This window comes from Mangrovimonas sp. ST2L15 (assembly GCF_001280515.1).
GTDB lineage: Bacteria > Bacteroidota > Bacteroidia > Flavobacteriales > Flavobacteriaceae > Mangrovimonas > Mangrovimonas futianensis.
The window spans coordinates 21,740-45,657 of the sequence record NZ_LBIQ01000030.1 but is presented as its reverse complement, the minus strand read 5'-3'; the positions used below and the strand labels follow the sequence as shown (position 1 = coordinate 45,657).

15 protein-coding genes are annotated in these 23,918 nt (G+C 36.2%); all 15 read left to right on the top strand.

Annotated elements, in window-relative coordinates; translation table 11 throughout:
• The 15 genes from ZA07_RS04155 (at position 1) to sprA (ending at position 23,905) form a co-directional block, all read left to right on the top strand.
• Positions 1-534 carry a DUF3341 domain-containing protein gene (locus tag ZA07_RS04155; protein ID WP_053970482.1) on the top strand — a complete coding sequence of 178 codons (534 nt, stop codon included), beginning with the start codon at positions 1-3 and terminating at the stop codon, positions 532-534.
• 6 nt (positions 535-540) lie between these two features.
• Positions 541-1,098, top strand: a complete 558-nt coding sequence (locus ZA07_RS04150; RefSeq protein ID WP_053970481.1) for a cytochrome c — start codon at positions 541-543, stop codon at positions 1,096-1,098.
• 25 nt (positions 1,099-1,123) lie between these two features.
• Positions 1,124-2,500 carry a hypothetical protein gene (locus tag ZA07_RS04145; protein ID WP_053970480.1) on the top strand — a complete coding sequence of 459 codons (1,377 nt, stop codon included), beginning with the start codon at positions 1,124-1,126 and terminating at the stop codon, positions 2,498-2,500.
• A 25-nt stretch (positions 2,501-2,525) separates the two neighbouring features.
• Positions 2,526-3,593 carry a cytochrome c oxidase subunit II gene (locus ZA07_RS04140; RefSeq protein WP_053970479.1) on the top strand — a complete coding sequence of 356 codons (1,068 nt, stop codon included), beginning with the start codon at positions 2,526-2,528 and terminating at the stop codon, positions 3,591-3,593.
• A 32-nt stretch (positions 3,594-3,625) separates the two neighbouring features.
• Positions 3,626-5,416, top strand: coding sequence for a cbb3-type cytochrome c oxidase subunit I (locus ZA07_RS04135; RefSeq protein ID WP_053970478.1), 1,791 nt, complete (start codon positions 3,626-3,628; stop codon positions 5,414-5,416).
• Between the two features lie 68 nt (positions 5,417-5,484).
• Complete coding sequence (gene ruvB / locus ZA07_RS04130) at positions 5,485-6,507, top strand: Holliday junction branch migration DNA helicase RuvB (RefSeq protein WP_053970477.1); 1,023 nt, start codon at positions 5,485-5,487, stop codon at positions 6,505-6,507.
• 148 nt (positions 6,508-6,655) lie between these two features.
• Positions 6,656-7,744: a nickel-binding protein gene (locus tag ZA07_RS04125; protein WP_053970476.1), complete on the top strand. Its 1,089-nt coding sequence runs from the start codon at positions 6,656-6,658 to the stop codon at positions 7,742-7,744.
• Between the two features lie 108 nt (positions 7,745-7,852).
• Positions 7,853-9,223, top strand: coding sequence for an FAD-binding oxidoreductase (locus tag ZA07_RS04120; protein WP_053970475.1), 1,371 nt, complete (start codon positions 7,853-7,855; stop codon positions 9,221-9,223).
• A gap of 135 nt (positions 9,224-9,358) precedes the next feature.
• Positions 9,359-10,222 (top strand): helix-turn-helix domain-containing protein, encoded by an 864-nt coding sequence (locus tag ZA07_RS04115; RefSeq protein WP_053970474.1) that lies wholly within the window; start codon positions 9,359-9,361, stop codon positions 10,220-10,222.
• A gap of 171 nt (positions 10,223-10,393) precedes the next feature.
• Positions 10,394-11,419 carry a ScyD/ScyE family protein gene (locus ZA07_RS04110; RefSeq protein ID WP_157492060.1) on the top strand — a complete coding sequence of 342 codons (1,026 nt, stop codon included), beginning with the start codon at positions 10,394-10,396 and terminating at the stop codon, positions 11,417-11,419.
• A gap of 657 nt (positions 11,420-12,076) precedes the next feature.
• Positions 12,077-12,607 carry a hypothetical protein gene (locus tag ZA07_RS04105; protein WP_053970472.1) on the top strand — a complete coding sequence of 177 codons (531 nt, stop codon included), beginning with the start codon at positions 12,077-12,079 and terminating at the stop codon, positions 12,605-12,607.
• 161 nt (positions 12,608-12,768) lie between these two features.
• Positions 12,769-13,692: a tRNA epoxyqueuosine(34) reductase QueG gene (gene queG, locus ZA07_RS04100; protein WP_053970471.1), complete on the top strand. Its 924-nt coding sequence runs from the start codon at positions 12,769-12,771 to the stop codon at positions 13,690-13,692.
• Positions 13,693-13,740: 48 nt separating this feature from the next.
• Entirely contained in the window at positions 13,741-16,047 is a 2,307-nt protein-coding gene (locus tag ZA07_RS04095; protein WP_053970470.1) for an NADP-dependent malic enzyme, read from the top strand.
• 42 nt (positions 16,048-16,089) lie between these two features.
• Positions 16,090-16,671, top strand: a complete 582-nt coding sequence (ruvA, locus tag ZA07_RS04090) for a Holliday junction branch migration protein RuvA (protein ID WP_053970469.1) — start codon at positions 16,090-16,092, stop codon at positions 16,669-16,671.
• 7 nt (positions 16,672-16,678) lie between these two features.
• On the top strand, positions 16,679-23,905 hold the full coding sequence (sprA, locus tag ZA07_RS04085; protein WP_053970468.1) for a cell surface protein SprA: 7,227 nt from the start codon (positions 16,679-16,681) through the stop codon (positions 23,903-23,905).
• Positions 23,906-23,918 lie beyond the last annotated feature (13 nt).

Sequence of the window (23,918 nt, the reverse complement as noted above, 5' to 3'; positions counted from 1 at the left end):
ATGGAAGCATCAAAAGTTATACACGCTATATATAACGACGACGATATCTTGATGTCTGCTGTTAAAAAAGTTAAGGCAGAGAAGTATCACATCGAAGAGATTTATACGCCATTCCCAGTTCACGGGTTAGATAAAGCCATGGGATTAGCACCTACAAGAATTGCAATTGCATCATTCTTATACGGATGTGTTGGTTTAACAGTGGCCATTACCATGATGAATTTTATAATGATTCAAGATTGGCCTCAAAATATTGGTGGTAAACCAAGTTTTAGCTTTATTGAAAACATGCCTGCATTTGTACCTATTATGTTTGAGCTTACTGTATTTTTTGCAGCTCACTTAATGGTAATCACTTTCTATTTAAGAAGTAAAATGTGGCCATTTAAAAACGCTGAGAATCCAGATCCTAGAACTACGGATGATCATTTCCTTATGGAAGTGGCTTTATCTGGAAACGAGAAATCATTAACAGATCTTTTGAGTGAAACTGGAGCAGTTGAAATCAAAGTAATTGAAAAAGAAGCGCACTAATATATTATGAAGAGCTTATTTAAAATAACGGTTATAGCAACAGTTTTATTAACGGTTGTAGCATGTAAGAAAGATTCTAGACCTAATTTCCAGTTTATGCCTAATATGTATGAGCCGGTAGGTTATGAGCCTTATATGGAATCTGAGGCTTTTTCTAATGGTGTAGAAGCTCAATTACCTGCAGAAGGTAGTGTGGCTAGAGGACATATACCTTTTGATATAGAAGGTTCTACTGAAGGGTATGACTTAGCGAAAGCTACTTTGAAAAACCCATTGGATTCTACAATGGTTGATCTTAATAGAGGTAAGGAGCTTTATAATGTTTACTGTGGTATTTGTCATGGAACAAAAGGTGACGGACAAGGTAATTTGGTAAAGCGTGAAAAAATACTTGGGATACCAAGTTATGATGACGCGGGTAGAGCTATCAATGAGGGTAGTGTTTATCACACCATTTATTACGGTAAAAATGCCATGGGTTCTTATGCTAATCAGTTGAACGAAGAAGAACGTTGGCAAGTAGTAGCTTATGTATTAGACCTAAAAGCTAACTTAGAAAAATAAGAAAGAATAAGATTATTTTATAGATATGTACACAATCTCAAGTAAAATAAAGATATTTTCTATAGCCTTAATTATTTTAGGCCTAATAGGTGTAGGAATTGGTTTTATGACTTCCCACAAATCTTTTGAAGAAGTAGAAACCATGCTTGCAGAAGAAGCAGCACATCATGGAGGTGGTCATGGTGAAGAAGCTACGGAGGAAGTTACCTCGCTTAATGGTCATCATGAAGCAGTCAAAACTGACTTAGATACACATGAAGAAATGGCTAGTGAGCAAAAAGTAGACGAACATAAAGCACATGTTGAACACGTGCAACATCAAATATCAAACAGACCTTGGTCTGCACTGTATGTAGGAGCCTTCTTTTTCTTTATGATAGGTTTAGGGGTTTTAGCTTTTTACGCGATTCAGTTTGCGGCACAAGCAGGTTGGTCTCCCGTATTGTTTAGAGTGATGGAAGGAATTACTTCATATGTACTTCCTGGAGGGATCATTGTATTATTGATTGCAATTGCATCGGGAACTATAGGGCATTATAACATATTTGTTTGGATGGATCCAGATGTAGTGGCACATGATAAATTAATTCAAGGGAAATCAGGTTGGTTAAACCTTCCTATGTTTGCTGTAAGAGGATTTATTTTCTTGGCTGGTTGGTCACTTTACCGTCACTTTGCAAGAAAATTTACCATTGCACAAGACAACGCAACCGATGATAGTTATTTCAAAAAGACTTTTAGAATCTCAGCTGGATTTTTAGTGTTCTTTATTTACACAGAATCTATGATGTCATGGGATTGGATAATGAGTGTTGATCCGCACTGGTTTAGTACCTTGTTTGGATGGTATGTATTCGCTAGTATGTTTGTAAGTGGAATTACAGTAATTGCTCTAATTACCATGTATTTGAAATCAAGAGGATACTTAGAGCAAGTAAATGATAGTCATTTACATGACTTGGCTAAATTTATGTTTGGTATCTCCATTTTTTGGACCTACCTATGGTTCTCTCAATTTATGTTGATTTGGTATTCAAACATACCAGAAGAGGTTACCTATTTTGTAACTAGAATTGAAGATTATAAATTACCATTCTTTGGAATGTTGGTTATGAACTTTATATTCCCATTATTGGTATTAATGAACAGCGATTACAAACGTATTCCTTGGTTTGTAGTTATGGCTGGTCTTATTATCCTAGCGGGTCACTATATTGATGTATTTAACATGATTATGCCTGCAACTGTTGGAGATAGATGGTTTATCGGTATCCCAGAAATTGGAGCAGTTATGTTATTTGGTGGTTTATTCTTGTTTATTGTGTTTACCGCACTTACCAAGGCGCCACTAGTAGTTAAAAGAAATCCATTCATTAAGGAAAGTGAACATTTCCATTATTAAAATTAATTAAAGAAGAGAAAAGACAATGACAGCTTTTTTTACGATCATAATTCTGGTTTTTATAGGAGTTGCGATTTGGCAAATGGTAAAAATCTTTGATTTAGCTCAAGTAGGAGCTTCCAATAGCCAAGTAGCAACAGATAAGGATAATAAATTGAATGGATATTTGATGCTAGCCTTCTTGGCCTTCATCTACTTAATCACTATTGTAAGTGTGGTGAAGTGGGGAGATTTACCTTTGCTATCAAATTCTGCTTCAGAACACGGACCTCAAATTGATAACTTGATGGTTATATCATTGGTCATCATTTTTGCAGTTCAAATTTTAACCCAATTTTTACTTCACTGGTTCGCCTTCAAATACAAGGGTGAAAAGGGAAGAAAAGCTTTGTTCTATGCTGATAATAATACATTAGAGGCTATTTGGACCATTATTCCTGTAATCACATTGGCTGGTCTTATCATTTACGGTTTGTTTACTTGGAATAGTATCATGAATGTAAGTGAAGATGAAGATCCATTGGTTATTGAGTTATATGCACAACAATTTAACTGGACTGCTAGATATGGTGGTGCAGACAATACCTTAGGTAAAGCTAACGTAAGATTAATTGATATAGACAAGGCCAACGTACTTGGTGTGGACGAAGCTGACCCGAATGCACAAGATGATATTATTGTCAAAGAACTGCATTTACCAAAAGGGCGTAAAGTTCTATTCAAAATGAGATCACAGGATGTTTTACACTCAGCTTATATGCCTCACTTTAGAGCTCAAATGAACTGTGTACCTGGTATGATTACTCAGTTTGCTTTTACACCTACTGTGACTACTGCAGAAATGAGACAAAATCAAGATATCATTGAAAAAGTAGAGCATATCAATGAAATTAGAGTTGAGAACAGCAAAGAATTGGTTGCTAGTGGCGAAGAAGCTTTAGAAAGATATGAATTTGATTATCTTTTATTATGTAACAAAATTTGCGGGAAGTCTCATTACAACATGCAAATGAAAATTGTAGTTGAAACTGAGGAGGAATTCCAAGCTTGGTTAAAAGAACAAAAAGAGTTTAAAGATTCTTTAAATAAGTAATAAGGTTTTAAAAAGTATATAGAAAGTAGATTATGTCAACACACGCAGATACTCACGCTCACGACGATCATGGACATCATCATAAAGAGACATTTGTAACCAAATACATCTTTAGTCAAGACCACAAGATGATTGCTAAGCAGTATCTTATTACAGGTACTATCATGGGAGTTGTCGGGATTATTATGTCCTTGTTATTTCGTATGCAAATTGCCTGGCCAGAAGAACCAAATGTGATTTTTGAGGCTCTTTTGGGCAAATGGGCTCCAGAAGGAGTTATGGATGCTGATATCTATTTGGCATTGGTTACCATACATGGTACCATTATGGTTTTCTTCGTTTTAACTGCTGGTTTGAGTGGTACGTTTAGTAACCTTTTAATTCCATTACAAATTGGTGCTCGTGATATGGCATCAGGTTTCTTAAACATGGTTTCATACTGGTTGTTTTTCTTATCAAGTGTGATCATGGTTATTTCTCTGTTTGTTCAAACAGGACCTGCTGCTGCTGGTTGGACCATTTATCCTCCATTAAGTGCATTACCTTTAGCGCAACCAGGTTCTGGTGCCGGTATGACATTGTGGTTGGTATCTATGGCCATCTTTATTGCATCTTCTTTGTTAGGATCATTGAACTATATCGTAACGGTGATTAACTTAAGAACTAAAGGGATGTCAATGACTAGATTACCATTGACAATCTGGGCATTCTTTGTAACGGCTATCATTGGGGTAGTTTCTTTCCCAGTATTATTGTCAGCTGCATTATTGTTAATCATGGATAGAAGTTTTGGTACTTCATTCTTCTTATCTGATATCTTTATTCAAGGAGAGGTGTTACATTATCAAGGTGGTTCTCCAGTTTTATTTGAACATTTATTCTGGTTCCTAGGACACCCTGAGGTATATATTGTATTACTTCCTGCTTTGGGTATTACATCTGAAATTATTGCTACAAACTCTAGAAAACCAATCTTTGGTTATAGAGCGATGGTAGCGTCTATTTTAGCTATTGCATTTTTATCAACTATTGTATGGGGGCACCATATGTTCGTTTCGGGTATGAATCCATTCTTAGGATCTGTATTTACCTTTACGACTTTATTGATTGCTATTCCATCTGCAGTAAAAGCATTTAACTATATTACGACCCTGTGGAAAGGTAATCTTCAGTTGAATCCAGCTATGTTATTTTCGATTGGTTTGGTTTCAACCTTTATCACTGGTGGTTTAACAGGTATCATTTTAGGAGATAGTGCCTTAGATATCAATGTACACGATACGTATTTTGTTGTTGCTCACTTCCACTTGGTAATGGGTATTTCTGCACTTTATGGAATGTTTGCTGGTATTTACCACTGGTATCCTAAAATGTTTGGTAGAATGCTTAATAAAAACTTAGGTTATATTCACTTCTGGGTGACAGCTATCTGTGCTTATGGGGTATTCTTCCCGATGCACTTTATTGGAATGGCTGGTTTACCAAGACGTTATTATACAAACTCTAACTTCCCATTGTTTGATGATTTAGCAAATGTGAATGTAGTTATTACTGTGTTTGCTTTAGTTGGAGCAGCATTCCAATTGGTTTTCCTTTACAACTTCTTTTCAAGTATTTTCTTCGGAAAGAAAGCAGAGCAAAACCCATGGAAATCGAATACTTTGGAATGGACTACTCCAGTAGAACATATCCACGGAAACTGGCCAGGAGCCATTCCTCATGTTCACCGTTGGGCTTATGACTATAGCAAGCCTGGACACGAGGCAGACTTTGTGCCGCAAAACATTCCTCTTATGGATGGGGAAGAAGAATTACAACACTAATATTCTTTACAATATAAACTCAAAAAGCCTTTCAGACTCTGAAAGGCTTTTTGTTATCTTTGTGATGTATGAACGAAAATCTAAAACCATCAAATGATCACTTTTCTCCAGAGGAACTGGATGTTGAAAAGAAGTTAAGACCCTTGTCTTTTGATGATTTTACTGGGCAGGATCAAGTTCTGGAGAATCTTCATGTGTTTGTTAAGGCGGCCAACCTTAGAAATGAAGCCTTAGATCATACGCTTTTTCATGGGCCTCCAGGGCTCGGAAAAACAACTTTGGCTCATATATTAGCTAACGAACTAAATGTGGGTATAAAAGTGACCTCAGGTCCTGTTTTAGACAAGCCAGGTGACCTTGCTGGTCTATTAACCAATTTGGATGAAAGAGATGTATTGTTCATTGATGAAATACATCGGTTAAGCCCCATTGTTGAGGAATATCTTTATTCCGCCATGGAGGATTATAAGATAGACATTATGATTGAATCAGGGCCCAATGCTAGGACGGTTCAAATCAATTTAAATCCTTTTACCTTAGTTGGTGCTACTACAAGGTCTGGATTACTTACCTCACCCATGCGAGCTAGATTTGGGATTAGTAGTAGATTGGAGTATTATAAAACGGAATTACTTACAGATATTATTCAAAGAAGTGCCGCCATTTTAAAGGTGCCTATTTCCATGGAAGCCGCTATTGAAATTGCTGGAAGAAGTAGGGGGACACCGAGGATTGCCAATGCCCTTTTACGAAGGGTTAGAGATTTTGCCCAGATAAAAGGTAATGGTTCAATAGATATAAAAATTGCCAAGTTTTCTTTGGAAGCACTTAATGTAGATGCTCATGGTCTGGATGAGATGGACAATAAAATTTTGACCACCATTATTGACAAGTTCAAAGGTGGGCCAGTAGGCATCACCACCTTGGCAACCGCGGTATCTGAAAGTGGCGAAACGATAGAGGAAGTCTACGAACCGTTTCTTATTCAACAAGGTTTTATTATTAGAACTCCAAGAGGTCGTGAAGTCACAGAAAAGGCCTACCATCATTTAGGAAGAACCAAAGGAGGCTTTCAAGGAGGCCTTTTTTAAGCACTCAAGAGCTAGTTTCTTTATTCCGTTTACAAAGTCCTCCAAGGAATATCTTCGTATTGGAAATCGCTTCTATTGGATTTAAATTCGTATCTTTAAATCAATTCCTTGATTTACCATCCCTTTGAACCTCCAAACAATTTGTACTATGCCATTATACATGGATTATCACCAGTTTCCTAGTATAACCATTGAAGAGGTTAAACAGGCTCATATGGCCGATAAGAAAACACAGGATAAATATGGCGTGGTTTACCACCAGTTTTGGGTCAATGAAAAGGAAGGGACCATTTTTTGTTTGATTGAAGGACCAAATCCCGAAGCTTGTGTTCAAGTTCATAGAGAGGCACATGGAGACGTAGCTTGCAACATCATTGAAGTAGAACCAGGAATATTGGATTTAATCTTAGGTAATTCTAATAACATTAACCATGGTTTAGTATATCAGAATTCTGGGGAAGTAGATACAGGGTTTAGATATATCATGATTGTGGACGCCGTTGTTAAAACCAATCAAAAGCATATTCAAGATATTTCTTTATTTGAATTCACCAATTTCCCTAAGCGTAAGGCTTTAAGTATTGTTGAAAATTTTGGAGGACGTGAAATCAAAAATGATTTTGATGATGTTTTAATTTTTGTTTTTTCTGATGATTTAATGGCGTTGCATTGCGCCATCAATATCCAAAATACAATTTGTAATCAAGAGCAAGACTATTCTGATTTTGAGGTTCGCATTGGTATAAACGAAGGTCAGCCAGTAACACATAAGGAAGGTTTCTTTGAAGAAGCCATAGATTATGCGAAACATTTAAGTTTATTGGCAGGCCCTAATGGAATAGTTCTTTCCAAATCTTTTCAGAAATTAATAAATGGTAATTCAGAATTTAAAGAAAATTCTAATGTAAAGGTGATCAATCAACGCCAGGAACTTTTTGTGCAACAGTTTTTAAAATATGCTGAAGAGAATATCGCCAAACAAGACCTAAACATTCAAAATATAAGTCAAACCATAGGGGTGTCTAAACCCCAACTCTATAGAAAAATTACAGGTTTAACAGGTAGATCTCCCAATACTTTTATTAGAGATATCAAAATGAAGAAAGCCATGGGGCTTTTGAAAAACAATGATTTAAATGTTTCTCAAGTAGCATTGGAAGTGGGCTACAGCAACCCATCTTATTTTACAAAGTGCTTCCAAGAGAAATATGGTATCTCCCCTTCCAAAGTGATTTAACTTGATTTTGAATCATTTGTGTTACTATTTGAATTATTAGAGGTGGACTTTTTCTAAGGTTGTAACTAATTTTATTGGTATCGTTTTTAACTTAAAATCAACTTTAAAATGGGACAAGCTATTAATCAATTAGAAGAAAAAATTCAAGGTTCTGTAATTACAAAATCAAGTATAGAATACCCTGAAGCATGTAAGATCTATAATGCAATGATAGATAAGCATCCAGAGTTTATAGTGCAATGTGAAAGTATAGATGATGTGGTGGATTCTGTCAATTTTGCTAGAAAGAATAATTTAGAAGTGTCCATTAGAAGTGGAGGACACAATGGTGCTGGACTAGCTTTGGTCGAGAATGGATTGGTTATTGATCTATCTAAAATGAAACAATTACAAGTTGATCCTAACACCAAAACAGCATTGGTAGAACCTGGTAATACCCTTGCCGATGTAGATTCCGCTACCCATATTCATGGATTGGCACTACCAAGTGGAATCATAGGAACTACTGGAATTGGCGGTATTACACTAGGAGGTGGTTTGGGCTATTTAAGTAGAAAAGGAGGCCTTACCATTGATAACCTATTGGAGTGCCAAGTGGTTTTGGCAAATGGAGAATTAGTGACAGCCAATAAGGATTCCCACCCAGATTTATTTTGGGCGTTAAGAGGTGGCGGTGGAAATTTTGGCGTGGTTGTTAGTTTTAAATTCAATTTGATCGAAATAAAGAATGTGTATGCAGGTCCCATGTTTTGGCCTATAGAAATGGCTGAAAAGGCTATCATGTTTTATGATGCTTATACCAAAGGTGCTTCTAATGATTTATATGGTTTTTTTGCCTTCTTGACCGTACCACCTGCACCACCATTTCCAGAACATCTTTGGAATCAAAATGTGTGTGGCGTGGTTTGGAATTATACAGGGCCAGAAGAAAGCAGAGAAGAAGTTTTTAAACCTATTAGGGCTTTTGGGCCTCCTATTTTGGATTTTGTAGGTGAAATTCCCATGACAGCTTTAAATACCATGTTTGATGGTTTATATCCTCCGGGGTTACAATGGTATTGGAGAGCTCATTATATCAAGGAACTGACTCCCGAAGCCATTAAGGTTAATATCGAGTATGGATCACAAATTCCTACGATGCACTCAACGACCCATCTTTACCCTATAGATGGGGCCTGTCATGAAGTGGGAAATAATGAAACAGCATGGGCCAACCGCGAAGCAAGATGGTCACAGGTGATTGTAGGGGTAGACCCTGATCCAAATAAGGCAGATGAAGTAACCAGTTGGTGTAAAAAGTACTTTGATGCTTTGAAGCCTTATGCCATGGGAGGGGCCTATGTTAACTTTATGATGAATGAAGGTCAAGAGAGGATTAAGGCTTCCTATAAAGATAATTATGAAAGATTAGTAAAGGTGAAAACAAAATATGATCCACATAATTTTTTCCATATCAACCAAAATATACAGCCAAAATAGCGTCCTATTTAAGAAATAGGATCCACGGTTTTTGCTCATCGGTAAAATCGTACAAAACTGTTATTAGTTTGCTAATTACTTCAAATAGATATTGATTTTTAGTAACTTAGGGATATAACCAACAAAACCTGTCAAATGCTCAATGTGTATGATCTTAAATTGTCCCATCCAGATGTGTTCAAACAATTCTCTGTAGGCGAAAATTTGATTGTTCACTACAAATGCCCACAGGCAGAGAAATTAGTACAGTTATACAATCATTTTAATGCGATATATTTTACGCTATCTGGTAAGAAAAGTTTGAATTACCAAGCCAAATCATGGTATTTAACTGATGATGAGGCTTTGTTGGTCACCCGAGGAGCTTATACCCAAGAATTATTTGAAAATATGGATTGGGAAGTACTGGCATTTCATTTCAATGATGATTTTTTGAAAAGGATTTATAAGGAGTATCTTCTAAATTTTAAGGTTGAGCCTGACTTGACCTTACCTGACGACCAGATTTTGACCATTCAAATCAATCCCATCATTAAAAGTAGTTTCTATTCTTTACTATCCTACTTTCAAGGTAAAGAAGCGCCCTCAGAATATTTATTGGAGCTAAAAATAACAGAACTACTCATTAACATATTGGCGGATTCCCAGAATATAGACATAAGAGCTTATTTCAATTTTGTAGATGGTCAACACAAAAGGCCCATAAGGCACATCATGGAACGCAATTTTATGTATCACCTTAGTCTACCTGAATTTGCCAAGTTGGCGCAAAGAAGTGTTACGGCTTTTAAAAACGATTTTAAAAAATATTATAACACAACTCCAGGAAAATGGTTAATGGAAAAAAGATTGGCCTATGCAAAGCATCTTTTGGAAACATCGGATAAGAATGTAACAGAGATTGCTTTTGATTCTGGTTTTCAAAATGTCTCCCATTTTAGTAAGTCATTCAAGAAGGCATTTGCAATATCACCTTCGCAACTACGCAAAAATGACTAAATGGACTTTTAGGAATAATTTATTGTCTTCATAGAATATTAAGTCCTTAAAATCTCAATTAATTTTACTGCTAGGGATCCAAGTTAAAGGTTGAGCTTTGCCCTTTCTCCTTAAGATTTTAGAGTAATTGATAGTGATTGAATTGAATATTAATTTTTAAAACTATTAATCATGAAAAAAACAAACTTTTTAATGTTAATATCAGTTGTGTCAATGATACTGATATCTTGTACTTCTGATGAAAAAATAGAAGACACTTTAATTACTGAAACCGCATTTAAACAAAATAGTGAACCGGGAGCTCCAATGCTTTTTGCAACACTCCCAAGTGGTGCCATGGGAAGTACAATTGGTCCTGGAGGTGATTTGTTTGTGACTCAAAGTGGTGCAGCTGGCAGTATTTTACGTATTGATAAAAATACAGGAGAGGTTTCAACCTTTGCAAGTGGTTTGCCAGTGTCGCCAGTACCTATAGGAGGTGTGACCGATGTGGTTTTTATAGACGATACAGCTTATGCTTTAGTCACTCTTGTAGGTAGTTTTTTTGGGTCTGACAGTGTCAATGGTATTTACAAAATAACAGGACCAAATAGTTATGAAGTCGTTGCAGATATTGGTCTTTTTGCTAATGCCTACCCTCCAACAACAGATTTCTTTTTACCAGAAGGTTTGCAATTTGCTATAGAAACTTATCAAGGAAGTTTTTTAGTTACAGATGGGCATCATAACCGAGTTTATAGGGTCACTCTAGAAGGCGATATTACTATATTTAAAGTATTTGACAATATTGTACCAACAGGTTTAGAAGTGAAAGGTAATACGGTGTATATGAGTCAGACAGGACCCGTTCCTCATTTTCCAGAAGATGGTAAAATTGTATCATTTATCTCAGATACTTCAGAAGTTATTGATGTCGCTTCTGGTGCGCCAATGCTTGTTGATGTTGAATATGGCCGAGGTCAAACTTTATTTGGTTTATCACAAGGTTCATGGATAGGGGTGACTGATGGTGATGCTGCCGAACCAGGGACAGGTGCCCTTGTTAGAATTAATGAAGATGGAACGTTAACCACTATTGCCAATGAGTTGGATCGTCCAACATCACTTGAGTTTATGCAGAACACGGCTTTTATAGTTACACTTACAGGGGAGGTATGGACAGTAGATAATGTTGCTAGCTCACCTTTTGGGATATAGTCGTAAATATCTATAAAACAAATTGTTTGAATGAATTTGTAAAGTCGGATAAATCTCCGACTTTTTTTGTTGCTACAACTTTTAAAAGAAAATTAGGCACACCCAAAATAAAAAACTAGTGGTGTCTTCTAGAAAAACAATTATGTCTTTTAGGAACACTCTGTTTTGAAGATAAACATTAACTTGGGAATAAATTAAAAACCTAATATGGAGTTTAAGTTTTTGATTTTCTTCTCTAAAAGTCATACTAATTAATACAATTCAAATTATTGAAGGAATTTGTTAGATATGAATATCATAATCAGAAAATTTTGGTTGCATTGGTTTATTTAAAAATTTGCCTAAAGAAAACTCTAACCTTTTTAATTTAAACTTTTTTATGAAGCTAAGGAAGGAGTTGGGGCAAGTAAAAATTTGACAAAACATTAACTTTAATTCATTAAAAATTAACACAGTTTAAAAGATTTAATAAGTAATTTTAGAAACACTTTCCATCAATAATAAATTATTTGCCGAGACAAGTTAATGCTTTGATCCATCTAAAAAGCAGACTCAGTAAATACTATTTAACAAAGAAAATTCATTAAAGCCCTTCACTAATGTGAACTTACCAATTTAGGTTATGATTTAATTCATTAATCTTAAAATCGATCAGTTATGAAAAAACTATCAATTATTGGTATTAGTTTATTGTTTTTAAGCTTTACCAGCCAGGGAATTGCACAAGTAGAAGGTTTTTACGCTGTGCATTTGACGGAAGCCAATTTTAAACCGGTCAACACCAATTATTTTGAACAGGTATTTGATCAGAATACCTCTTATGATGTCAAACAATTGCAGCGGGAGGTGGCTTTATACGACATTAAAGAATCAGAGGAATTTGATTCAAAGATGGACAGTATGGATGTTCTTTTTAAAGAAAAAGGAGGAGATCACAGTCGGGTTTTAGCAACCTTTGACAATGAGGGTAACATTATTAAGTCTTATGAAAAGCATAACAATGTTTTTCTGCCTAGAGAGGTTCGTAATGCCATTGTAAAACAATACCAAGGATGGACCTTAGCACAAACAACTTACAAAGTGAATTACTTTAATGATAAAAATGTAGATAAAGCCTACTTTGTAAGAATTGAGAAAGACGGAAAAAGAAAAAACCTTAAAGTGGACTCATCCGGAAGACTATTATAGTTTAAGTTCATCACATGTAACTTATAAAACCGATAGGAAACTGTCGGTTTTTTTATGTTAGAAGCCCTAATTATGATAAAACTCTAGTTGTTTGTAAAGAAAATTTGCCAATTGCGGTTGACTTTTATAATGTTGTATAAACTAATTTGTAGAGATTTCCCTTGAATTTAAAATCGAAATATACTGCTCAAATTAAAGCTGAAGCCAAACGCCTAGGATTTTTGGCCTGTGGCATATCCAAAGCGGGCTTCTTAGAAGATGAAGCTCCAAGGTTGGAAAATTGGCTCAACCAACATATGCATGGAGAAATGCATTATATGACAAACCATTTTGATAAAAGGTTGGATCCTACAAAATTAGTTGAAGGCTCTAAAAGTGTTATTTCCCTATTGTTGAATTATTATCCTAAAGAAAAGCAAATAGATGGGTCCTATAAGTTGTCTAAATATGCTTATGGTACCGATTATCATTTTGTGATTAAAGAGAAGCTTAAGGAGTTATTGAGTTTTATGCAGACCGAGATAGGAGAGATTGAAGGGAGAGCTTTTGTAGATTCAGCTCCCGTGCTAGACAAGGCTTGGGCTGCAAAAAGTGGTCTGGGATGGATAGGAAAACATAGTAATCTACTTACCCAAAAAGCGGGCTCTTTTTATTTTGTAGCCGAATTGATTGTTGATTTGGAATTAGAGTATGACTCACCCACTACAGACCATTGCGGAACATGTACAGCGTGTATTGATGCTTGTCCTACAGAAGCTATAATTCAACCTTATGTTGTAGATGGTAGTAAATGTATTTCTTATTTAACCATTGAGTTGAAAGACAATCTGCCTTTAGAGTTTAAAGGAAAAATGGATGACTGGATGTTTGGTTGTGATGTTTGTCAGGACGTTTGTCCTTGGAATCGATTTTCAAAACCGCATTCAGAACCTCTATTTAATCCCAACAAAGAGCTTCTTAACATGAATAAAAAAGATTGGGAAGAGCTCACAGAGGAAACGTTTAGAAAGGTGTTTCAGAAATCGGCTGTAAAGCGTACCAAATATTCTGGTCTTACTAGAAATATTAGGTTTCTAAAAGAATAGATTTAACTGATACTATTCATACATTTGTATCTCATTAATCCAGTTTTTATGAGCAAGGAAAGAAGACGTAGAGAGGCACTAGTATATCACGCCAAACCTACTCCAGGAAAAATAAAAGTGGTTCCCACCAAAAAATATTCAAGTCAAAGAGATTTATCTCTTGCTTATTCGCCGGGTGTTGCAGAACCATGTTTGGAAATCGAAAAAGACAAAAAGAACGTTTATAAATATACAGCCAAAGGGAATTTGGTTGCAGTGATTTCAAATGGGACGGCAGTCTTAGGTCTAGGAAATATTGGGCCAGAAGCATCTAAACCTGTTATGGAGGGTAAAGGACTGCTTTTCAAAATCTTTGCTGATATTGATGTGTTTGATATAGAAGTGGATACTGAAAATGTCGATGAATTTATTCAAACCGTAAAGCAAATAGCACCCACCTTTGGAGGGATAAATTTGGAAGACATCAAAGCTCCAGAAGCTTTTGAGATAGAACGTCGATTAAAGGAAGAACTGGACATTCCAGTGATGCATGATGATCAGCATGGTACGGCCATCATTTCGGCGGCGGCATTAATCAATGCCTTGGAACTTGCCAATAAAAAAATTGAAGATGTTCAAATAGTTATTAGTGGCGCAGGAGCTGCGGCGATTTCTTGCTCGAGACTTTATCAAGCCTGTGGTGCTAGTACAGAGAACATGGTGATGTTGGACAGTAAAGGGGTTATTAGAAAGGATAGAGACAACTTAACTCCAGAGAAAGAAGAATTCGCCACAGCTAAAGATTTGAACAACCTTAAAGATGCTATGAAAGACGCCGATGTTTTTATCGGACTTTCTACAGCAGATATAGTCTCCCCAGAAATGCTGCTAACGATGGCAAATGATCCTATTGTGTTTGCGATGGCCAATCCAAATCCCGAAATTGACTATGATTTGGCTGTCAAGACCAGAAAGGATATTATTATGGCCACTGGAAGAAGTGACCATCCAAACCAAGTTAATAACGTTTTAGGTTTTCCCTTTATCTTTAGAGGCGCTTTAGATGTTAGGGCCACCAAGATCAATGAAGACATGAAGATGGCCGCAGTAAAAGCTTTGGCCAAATTGACAAAAGAACCAGTTCCTGAGCAGGTGAATATAGCTTACGGGGAAACTTACTTAACCTTTGGCAAAGATTATATCATACCAAAACCTTTTGATCCAAGATTAATTGCCACGGTACCTCCGGCGGTTGCAAAGGCTGCAATGGATAGTGGTGTTGCCACAGAGCCAATTTTAGATTGGGAGAAGTACACAGATTCCTTGTTGGAACGTTTTGGGAATGATAACAAACTTGTAAGGTTATTAGTAAATAGAGCCAAATTAAATCCGAAACGAGTAGTCTTTGCTGAAGGTGATCAAATGGATGTTTTAAAGGCAGCTCAAATTGTTCATGATGAGGGAATTGCTATTCCGATTTTATTGGGTAGAAAGGAAACCATTAAAAAATTAATGGAAGAGATAGATTTTGTGGCTGACATAGATATTGTCGATCCTAAATCTGATGAAGAGTTTGAAAGAAAGAATAAATATGCTGAGGCTTATTGGAAAAACCGAAAGCGACGAGGTGTAACCCTTTATTCCGCCGAAAAGAAAATGCGAGAAAGGAATTACTTTGCTGCTATGATGGTGAATACTGGGGATGCTGATGCTGTGATATCTGGATATACTAGTAGCTATCCAAGTGTAGTGAAGCCTATGTTAGAACTAATAGGTTTGGCTGATGGGGTTTCTCGAATTGCAACCACCAATTTGATGATAACTCAAAGAAGAGGTCCCATGTTTTTAAGTGATACGTCTATTAATATTGATCCAACAGCCAAAGACTTGGCTAAAATAGCCCATATGACATCACATGTGGTTAAAATGTTTGGCATTGAACCGGTTATAGCCATGACGTCTTATTCTAATTTTGGTTCATCAAACCATCCTAGAGCTACCAAGGTTCAAGAAGCTGTATCTTATTTGCATAGGTTTTGTCCAGACATGATTGTTGATGGCGAACTTCAAACGGATTTTGCGTTAAATCATGAAATGCTTCAAGACATTTTTCCATTCTCAAAATTGGCAGGAAAAAAGGTGAACACCCTTATTTTCCCAAGTTTGGAATCAGCAAATATCACCTATAAATTATTAAAAGAACTTAATCAAGCCGATTCCATCGGCCCCATTATGATGGGATTGAGAAAACCAGCTCACATTCTTCAAATGGAGGCTAGTGTAGATGAGATTGTAAACATGACAGCTATTGCTGTAATTGATGCCCAACAAAAGGAAAAACAGGAGGTTAAAGTCAATCCTTGTACATCCTTGTAATGCAAATAATTTTATTACATTTGAGAGGTTAATTAAGTTTTAATGATTACACATATACAAGGCAAACTTGTCGAAAAAAATCCTACCGATGTGGTTATTGATTGTCACGGGGTAGGATATTTGTTAAATATATCTTTGCACACATATTCACAAATTCCAGACCAAGAGAATTTAAAGCTGTATACACATCTTCAAGTGAGGGAAGATTCCCATACATTGTTTGGGTTTTCATCGTTGGCAGAAAGGGAAATTTTTAGATTGCTTATTTCAGTTAGTGGTATTGGAGCAAGTACAGCCAGAACCATGCTGTCTTCATTAACACCCAAGCAAGTACGAGAAGGTATAGCCACTGAGGATGTAGGTTTAATTCAATCCATTAAAGGAATTGGAGCCAAAACAGCTCAACGAGTTATTTTGGACTTAAAAGATAAAATTTTGAAAGTATATGATATAGATGAACTTTCGGTGGCTAAAAGCAATACAAATAAGGATGAAGCGTTATCTGCTTTAGAGGTTCTTGGATTCAATAAAAAACAATCTGAGAAAGTAGTGGATAAAATCACATCAAATCAACCTGATGCCAGTGTTGAAGCGATTATTAAAGAGGCTTTAAAAAATTTATAATCCAATTTTGAGGACAACCAACTATACTAATAAACCATACCATAAATTACTGTTTTTTGTCTTTCTATTTGTGAGTTCGCTTGCCTTCTCACAAGAACCGTCCAATGAGACGACTCAAGACACTACTAAAACTGGGTATTCCATGGGTAATATGACAATGCCTAATCCTAATAGCATTGTATCAAAATATACCTATGACCCTATGACGGATAGATATATTTATACGGAAACAGTAGGTGATTTTAATATCAACTACCCTTTAATTTTAACTCCTGAAGAGTATCAAGAATTGATTCTTAAGGAGGAAATGATGACTTATTATAAGCAAAAGATCGATGCTTATGATGGAAAAAAGGAGGGGTCAGAAGAAGAGCAGCGAAATTTAATACCAGAATTGTATGTGAAGTCTGGTTTATTTGAAACTCTTTTTGGTGGTAATACTATAAATGTGGTTCCTCAAGGTACAGTCGAGATTGACCTAGGAGTTCTTTATACGCGGCAAGATAACCCTACATTTTCGCCTAGAAATAGAAGTAATTTTACGTTTGACTTTGATCAACGGATTAGCCTTAGCTTATTGGGTAAAGTAGGTACAAGACTGCAAGTTACGGCCAATTATGATACCGAATCAACTTTTGATTTTCAGAATATTATCAAATTGGAGTATACCCCAACAGAAGATGATATTATTCAAAAAATTGAGGTTGGTAACGTAAACATGCCTTTAAATAGCTCTTTGATTACTGGAGCTCAAAGTTTATTTGGTGTAAAAACACAATTGCAATTTGGAAAGACAACAGTAACAGGTGTCTTCTCAGAACAAAGGTCTGATACTCGAACCGTAGTGGCGCAAGGTGGTGGGACTTTGGAAGAATTTGAGTTTTTTGCTCGGGATTATGATGAGAATAGGCACTTCTTTTTATCTCATTACTTCCGTGACAACTATAACAAGGCTTTAGCGAGCTATCCATTCATCAATTCGAATGTCCAAATTACAAGAATTGAAGTGTGGATCACCAATAGAAATAATACAACTAACAATGTTAGGAATATTGTGGCGTTGCAAGATTTGGGTGAATCAAACCCTGATCTAGAGGCAAATAACATTGTATTAAACCCAATTCCGCCAGGTTTTATAAATGTAGGTCCCAATGCTTTTCCAGATAATGGTAATAATGATTTTGACCCAACCTCTATTGGTTCGGGATCTATTTTAACGGAGGCGATAAGAGATATTGCAACGGTACAACAGGGTTTTGGAACTCTAAATGGGCAAGTCAATGAGGGAACGGATTATGCGAAACTAGAAAATGCAAGAAAATTAAATCAAGGCCAAGAGTATACTTTAAATTCGCAATTAGGATACATCTCCTTAAATCAAAGATTAAACAATGATGAAGTTCTGGCTGTAGCATTTCAATTTACAAGCGGCGGCCAAGTTTATCAGGTTGGTGAATTTGCCAATGATGGCGTAGATGCTACGGGAGTAGACACCGATCAAGGTACTGGGATAACGACCATTACCAATAATAGTCTGATCTTAAAGATGTTGAAAAGCCCAGTGACTAATGTCAATCAGCCAATTTGGGATTTAATGATGAAAAACATCTATGATACCGGGGCATATCAATTGTCTCAGGATGATTTTAGATTGAATATCTTTTACAATGAAGCCTCTTTACTCAATTATATTAGTCCTGTAGGTGGCGATTTTGGTGTTGATATAAATGGTAACCCCATTACATCTTCAACGCCTCCTGATGATTTGATAGAAAACACAACGCTTCTAAGGTTATTCAATTTAGATAGACTAAACTTTAACAATGACCCTCAAAATAGGGGGGATGGATTTTTTGATTTTTATCCAGGAATAACAGTTGTTCCCCAAAACGGGAAGATTATTTTCACAACGGTAGAACCATTTGGGGAGTATTTATTCGACCGTTTGGCTGTAGGTAATGAAGATTACAATAACACGAGTTCTTATAATGAAAATCAAGATAAATATGTGTTTGATGTTCTTTATAAGGAAACAAAAACGGCAGCCTTAGAGGAGGCAAGTAAGAACAAATTTAAGATTAAGGGGCGCTATAAATCGAATGGAGCCAACGGAATTCCAATCGGTGCGTTTAATGTTCCTAGGGGTTCGGTAAAGGTGACAGCTGGAGGAAGGGTTTTAGTCGAGGGTATTGATTACACCGTGAATTATCAGGCTGGAACCGTACAAATTTTGGATCCCGCTTTATTGGCATCCAATACACCTATTCAAGTATCTACAGAAAATAATGCTGTATTTGGACAACAAACCAAGAGATTTACGGGGGTCAATGTTGAGCATAAGTTCAATGAGAATTTTGTCTTGGGAGCTACTTGGTTGCACTTAAATGAAAGGCCTATAACCCAAAAGGCTAATTATGGACAAGAATCCATAAACAACAATATTTTTGGAATCAATGGTAATTATTCAACTGAAGTGCCATTTTTAACCAGATTGGTTAATAAGCTTCCAAATGTAGATACAGATGCTCCTTCAAATTTGTCGGTGCGTGGTGAATTTGCATATTTAAAGCCTGATGCTCCAAAAGGGACAGATTTTCAGGGAGAAGCCACCTCTTATATTGATGATTTTGAAGGTACTCAAAACAACATTGACTTAAAATCTCCCCAAACATGGTTTCTTTCTAGTAGACCAAGAAATCTGGGACGTGTTTATGGAGAAGGTGATGAAGATGAAAATGGATTTCAAAATGGTTTTGATAGAGCATTTTTAAACTGGTATACTATTGATCCCATTTTCTTTAGTAATCAAAGACCGGGGGAAATATCAGACGATGATATTTCAGATTTATATACTAGTAGGGTTTTTATTCAAGAATTATTTCCCAATCAAGACATTGCTCAAGGACAAACCACTGTAGTCAATACATTGGATTTGGTTTATTATCCGGCTGAAAGAGGGCCTTATAATTTTCAGACGAGTGAAGTTGAAATTTCTACAAATACCTTAACCAATCCTACAGATTCATGGGCAGGGATTACCCGTGCCATTACATCTACAGATTTTGAACAAGCTAATGTGGAGTATATTGAGTTTTGGCTTCAAGATCCTTTTCAACAGAACGAAAATAATCCTGGTGGTAAATTGGTTTTCAACCTAGGGAATATTTCCGAAGATGTTCTTAAAGATGGTCGAAAAATGTATGAAAACGGTTTGCCTCAAGATGGAAATATATCCATGTTACCAGTTTCAGAATGGCAAACAGTATATCCACAGAACCAATCCCTTATTTATGCTTTTGATACTTCGGGTCAAGAACGAACCAATCAAGATGTGGGGTATGATGGATATAATGATGCGGAGGAAACCGTGATTTCTGCCGCATATTCGGGATTGACTGACCCTTCAAATGATAATTATTTATATTTCTTAAATGCTTCAGGAAATATCTTTGAAAGGTATAAAAGGTACAATGGTGTAGAAGGAAACTCCCCTGATACATTTTCAGACACGAATAGGGGTAATACAACCCAACCAGATGTGGAGGATGTGAATCGTGACAATACCATGAATACCATAGATAGTTACTATGAGTATGAAGTGGACCTAGCTCCCAACTCGATGAACTTGAACCACCCCTACATTGTTGATATAAAAGATGATCAGGTAAGAAGCTTGCCAAACGGGCAAACAGTAATCCCAAGGTGGTACCAGTTTAGAATTCCAGTATCTGAATTTACTGATCAAATAGGAGGTATTTCCGATTTAAGATCTGTTCGGTTTGCCAGAATGTATGTGAAAGAGTTTAGTGAAACTACAGTTTTAAGGTTCGGAACTCTAGATTTGGTGCGAAGCGAATGGAGAAGATATACTCAAACTTTGGATGAAGATGAGGGAGATCCAGATTTGGATAACACCGAGTTTAGTATTGGTGTTGTAAGTACTATTGAAAATAACGGAAGTTATTTGTCTCCCCCAGGAGTAGATCCAGAACAATTGTACAATAACAATACGGTTATTCGACAGAATGAACAATCATTGGTGGTTAATGTCTGCGAACTTGAGCCTCATGATGCCCGGGCGGTTTATAAAAACATTAATGTTGACATGCGTCAATATAAAAAACTGAGAATGTTTATGCACGCCGAGGAAGGTGCGACCCCTGGTCTTGGTGATGGGGAATTGGTAGGTTTTATTAGGATGGGTAATGACTTGGTGGATAATTACTATCAAATTGAAGTACCTTTAAAAGTGAGTACGGGTAGTTCTAGAGAAGAACTTTGGCCAGAAGAAAATGAAATCAACTTATCATTGAGCGTTTTACAGGATATGAAATCCCAAGCTATTAGTGATGGAGGTATAACATCTGGAGAGGCCACTTTTTATGATGTAATTGGAGATGCATTAAGTGAGATTCCAGTTAATGAGTTTGACCCGTATACCTTGGGCCAACAACGTGTTGCTATTAAAGGAAATCCAAATTTTGGTGATATAAGGACTTTAATGGTGGGGGTTAAGAATGTGTCCTCTACTGATGAATGTGCTACCTTATGGTTCAATGAGCTTCGAATTTCCGACATGGATAATGAAGGAGGTTGGGCCGCTATTTTAAGTATGGATTCCAACCTAGCAGATTTTGCAAATGTTAGTGCTACAGGTAGAAAAAGTACCTCTGGATTTGGTTCTATAGAACAAGGGCCTAATGAAAGAAGTCGAGAAGATGTAGTTCAATATGATGTTGTAACTAATGTGAATTTAGGACAATTACTACCAAAAAAATGGGGTATTCAGGTGCCGTTTAATTATGGGCAAGGAGAGGAGAAGATTACACCTAAATTTGATGAGTATTACAAAGACTTAACATTAGAATCTCGTTTAGATGCCGCCAATTCTGATGATGAAAGAGAAGTGATAAGAGAGCAATCTGAAAATTACACTAAAAGAAGAAGTATCAATTTTATAGGGGTAAGAAAGACGAAAGCGGCAGACGCCAAGAAGCACTTCTACGATGTAGAGAATTTAACGGTTAATTATTCTTATAATAAGGTAAAGCATAGGGATTTTGAAATAGAAAATTCCATTCAACAAAATGTGAGGGCCGGAGTTAATTATGCTTATAATTTTGAGCCGATTAATATAGAACCTTTCAAAAAGAACGATTCTTTGTTTACCGGAGAATATTGGAAAATTTTGAAAGATTTTAATTTTAATCCGTTGCCAACAAGTTTTGCTATTAATACGGATATTAATAGAAGGTATAACAGGCAAAAGTTTAGGGAGGTTGATTTGACCGGAGAAAACATTGGACTGGAAGAATTTTATCAAAGAAATTATACCTTTGATTATCAGTATACCATTAATTACAATCTTACCAAATCACTTCAGGTCAATTTTACGGCTTCAAACAATAATATTGTTAGAAACTATTTTATTGACGGAAATATTTTTAATGGGGAACAAGATCCTGCTCTAGATGTTTGGGATGGTTTCTTTGATTTTGGAGATCCAAACAGGCAATTCCAACAATTGGGGGTAAATTACCAATTACCGATTAATAAGATACCAACCTTTTCATTTTTGGATGCCACCTATTCCTACAATGGAGAATTTCAATGGCAAAAGGGGTCTGACTTGTTTGGGAATTTAGAAATTGATGGGGAGATTTATAATTTAGGTAATACGATTTCAAATGCCAACCAGCATAATTTGAATTCAACTTTTAACATGACCAAGTTTTATAATTACATTGGTCTGAAAAAGAAATCATCACGGCGAACAGCCGCAGCTAGAACAAGTGGGCCCGCAAGAAGAAATGGTCAGCCTACAGTAGATAGGGGGGCGGATAAGGATGAGGCCCAGTCATCAAATAAAAAATATGGGTTACTTAATGCCGGAATAGGAATTTTGACAAGTCTAAAAAGATTCCAAATCAACTATGCTGAAACAAATGGTACCTATTTGCCAGGGTATTTAAACACACCTGGTTTTATTGGAACCATGAAACCAACAGTAGGATTTACATTTGGTAGTCAAAGGGATGTAAGAGAAATGGCCGCAAGGAAGGGATGGTTGACCATGTATCAAGATTTTAATGAGCAGTATACTTCCAACAAATTAAAGCAACTAGATTTTACGGCAAATATTGAGCCTTTTAATGATCTTAAAATTGATTTAGTGGCCAATAGAACACTCGCTGAAAACTACACTGAAAATTATAGAGTTAATGATAGCAATGGGGAGTTGGAATACGAATCCTTGACTCCAAACACCTATGGAAATTTCAATATATCCACTATGATGATTGCTACTGCTTTCAGCAAAAGTGACGAGAATGTGTCTGAAGCATTTAATGAGTTTAGATCCAACCGATTGTTGATTGCTGATAGATTGGCTTCTGATTATTATGGAGGTGGAACGATTCCTAGAGACGATGAGGGTTACCCTATTGGATTTGGGAAAAACAATCAAGCTGTTCTGTTACCTGCGTTTGTAGCGGCTTACACAGGAAAGGATGCTGGAGGCGTAAGTACTTCAGCTATAAAGGATGTTCCGATTCCAAACTGGGATTTGAAATATACTGGATTAATGAATTTTAAATGGTTTAAAGATCGATTTAAGCGTTTTTCATTGATTCATGGGTATCGCTCCAATTATACCATTAACCAATTCCAAACCAATTTGGATTATAATCCTTCCAACCCAGAAGAATTGGATCAAGGTGGAAATTTCAAGAACAAAATTTTATACGGAAATATCAACTTGACAGAAATGTTCACTCCATTGATAAGGATAGATATGGAAATGAAAAATTCGGTTAAAATTTTGGCTGAGTTGAAAAAGGATAGATTACTCTCATTAAGTTTCGACAACAACCTTTTAACAGAAATTCAAGGGAACGAGTATATTCTTGGTTTGGGTTATAGGGTAAAAGATGTGAGAATCAAATCTAAATTAGCTGGTCCATCTAAAACAATTGTTAGCGATTTGAATTTAAAGGCAGATGTGTCATTAAGGGATAACAAAACGATTATAAGATATCTGGATTTGGAGAACAATCAAGTAACCGCTGGTCAGACAATTTGGTCTGGTAAATTCACGGCTGATTACGCATTCAGTAAATATCTTTCCGGAATTTTCTATTTTGATTATGCCTTTTCAGAGTACGCAATTTCAACGGCTTTCCCACAAACTACCATCCGAGCTGGGTTTACAATTAGATATAATTTTGGTAATTAGTAAAATCTGTTTG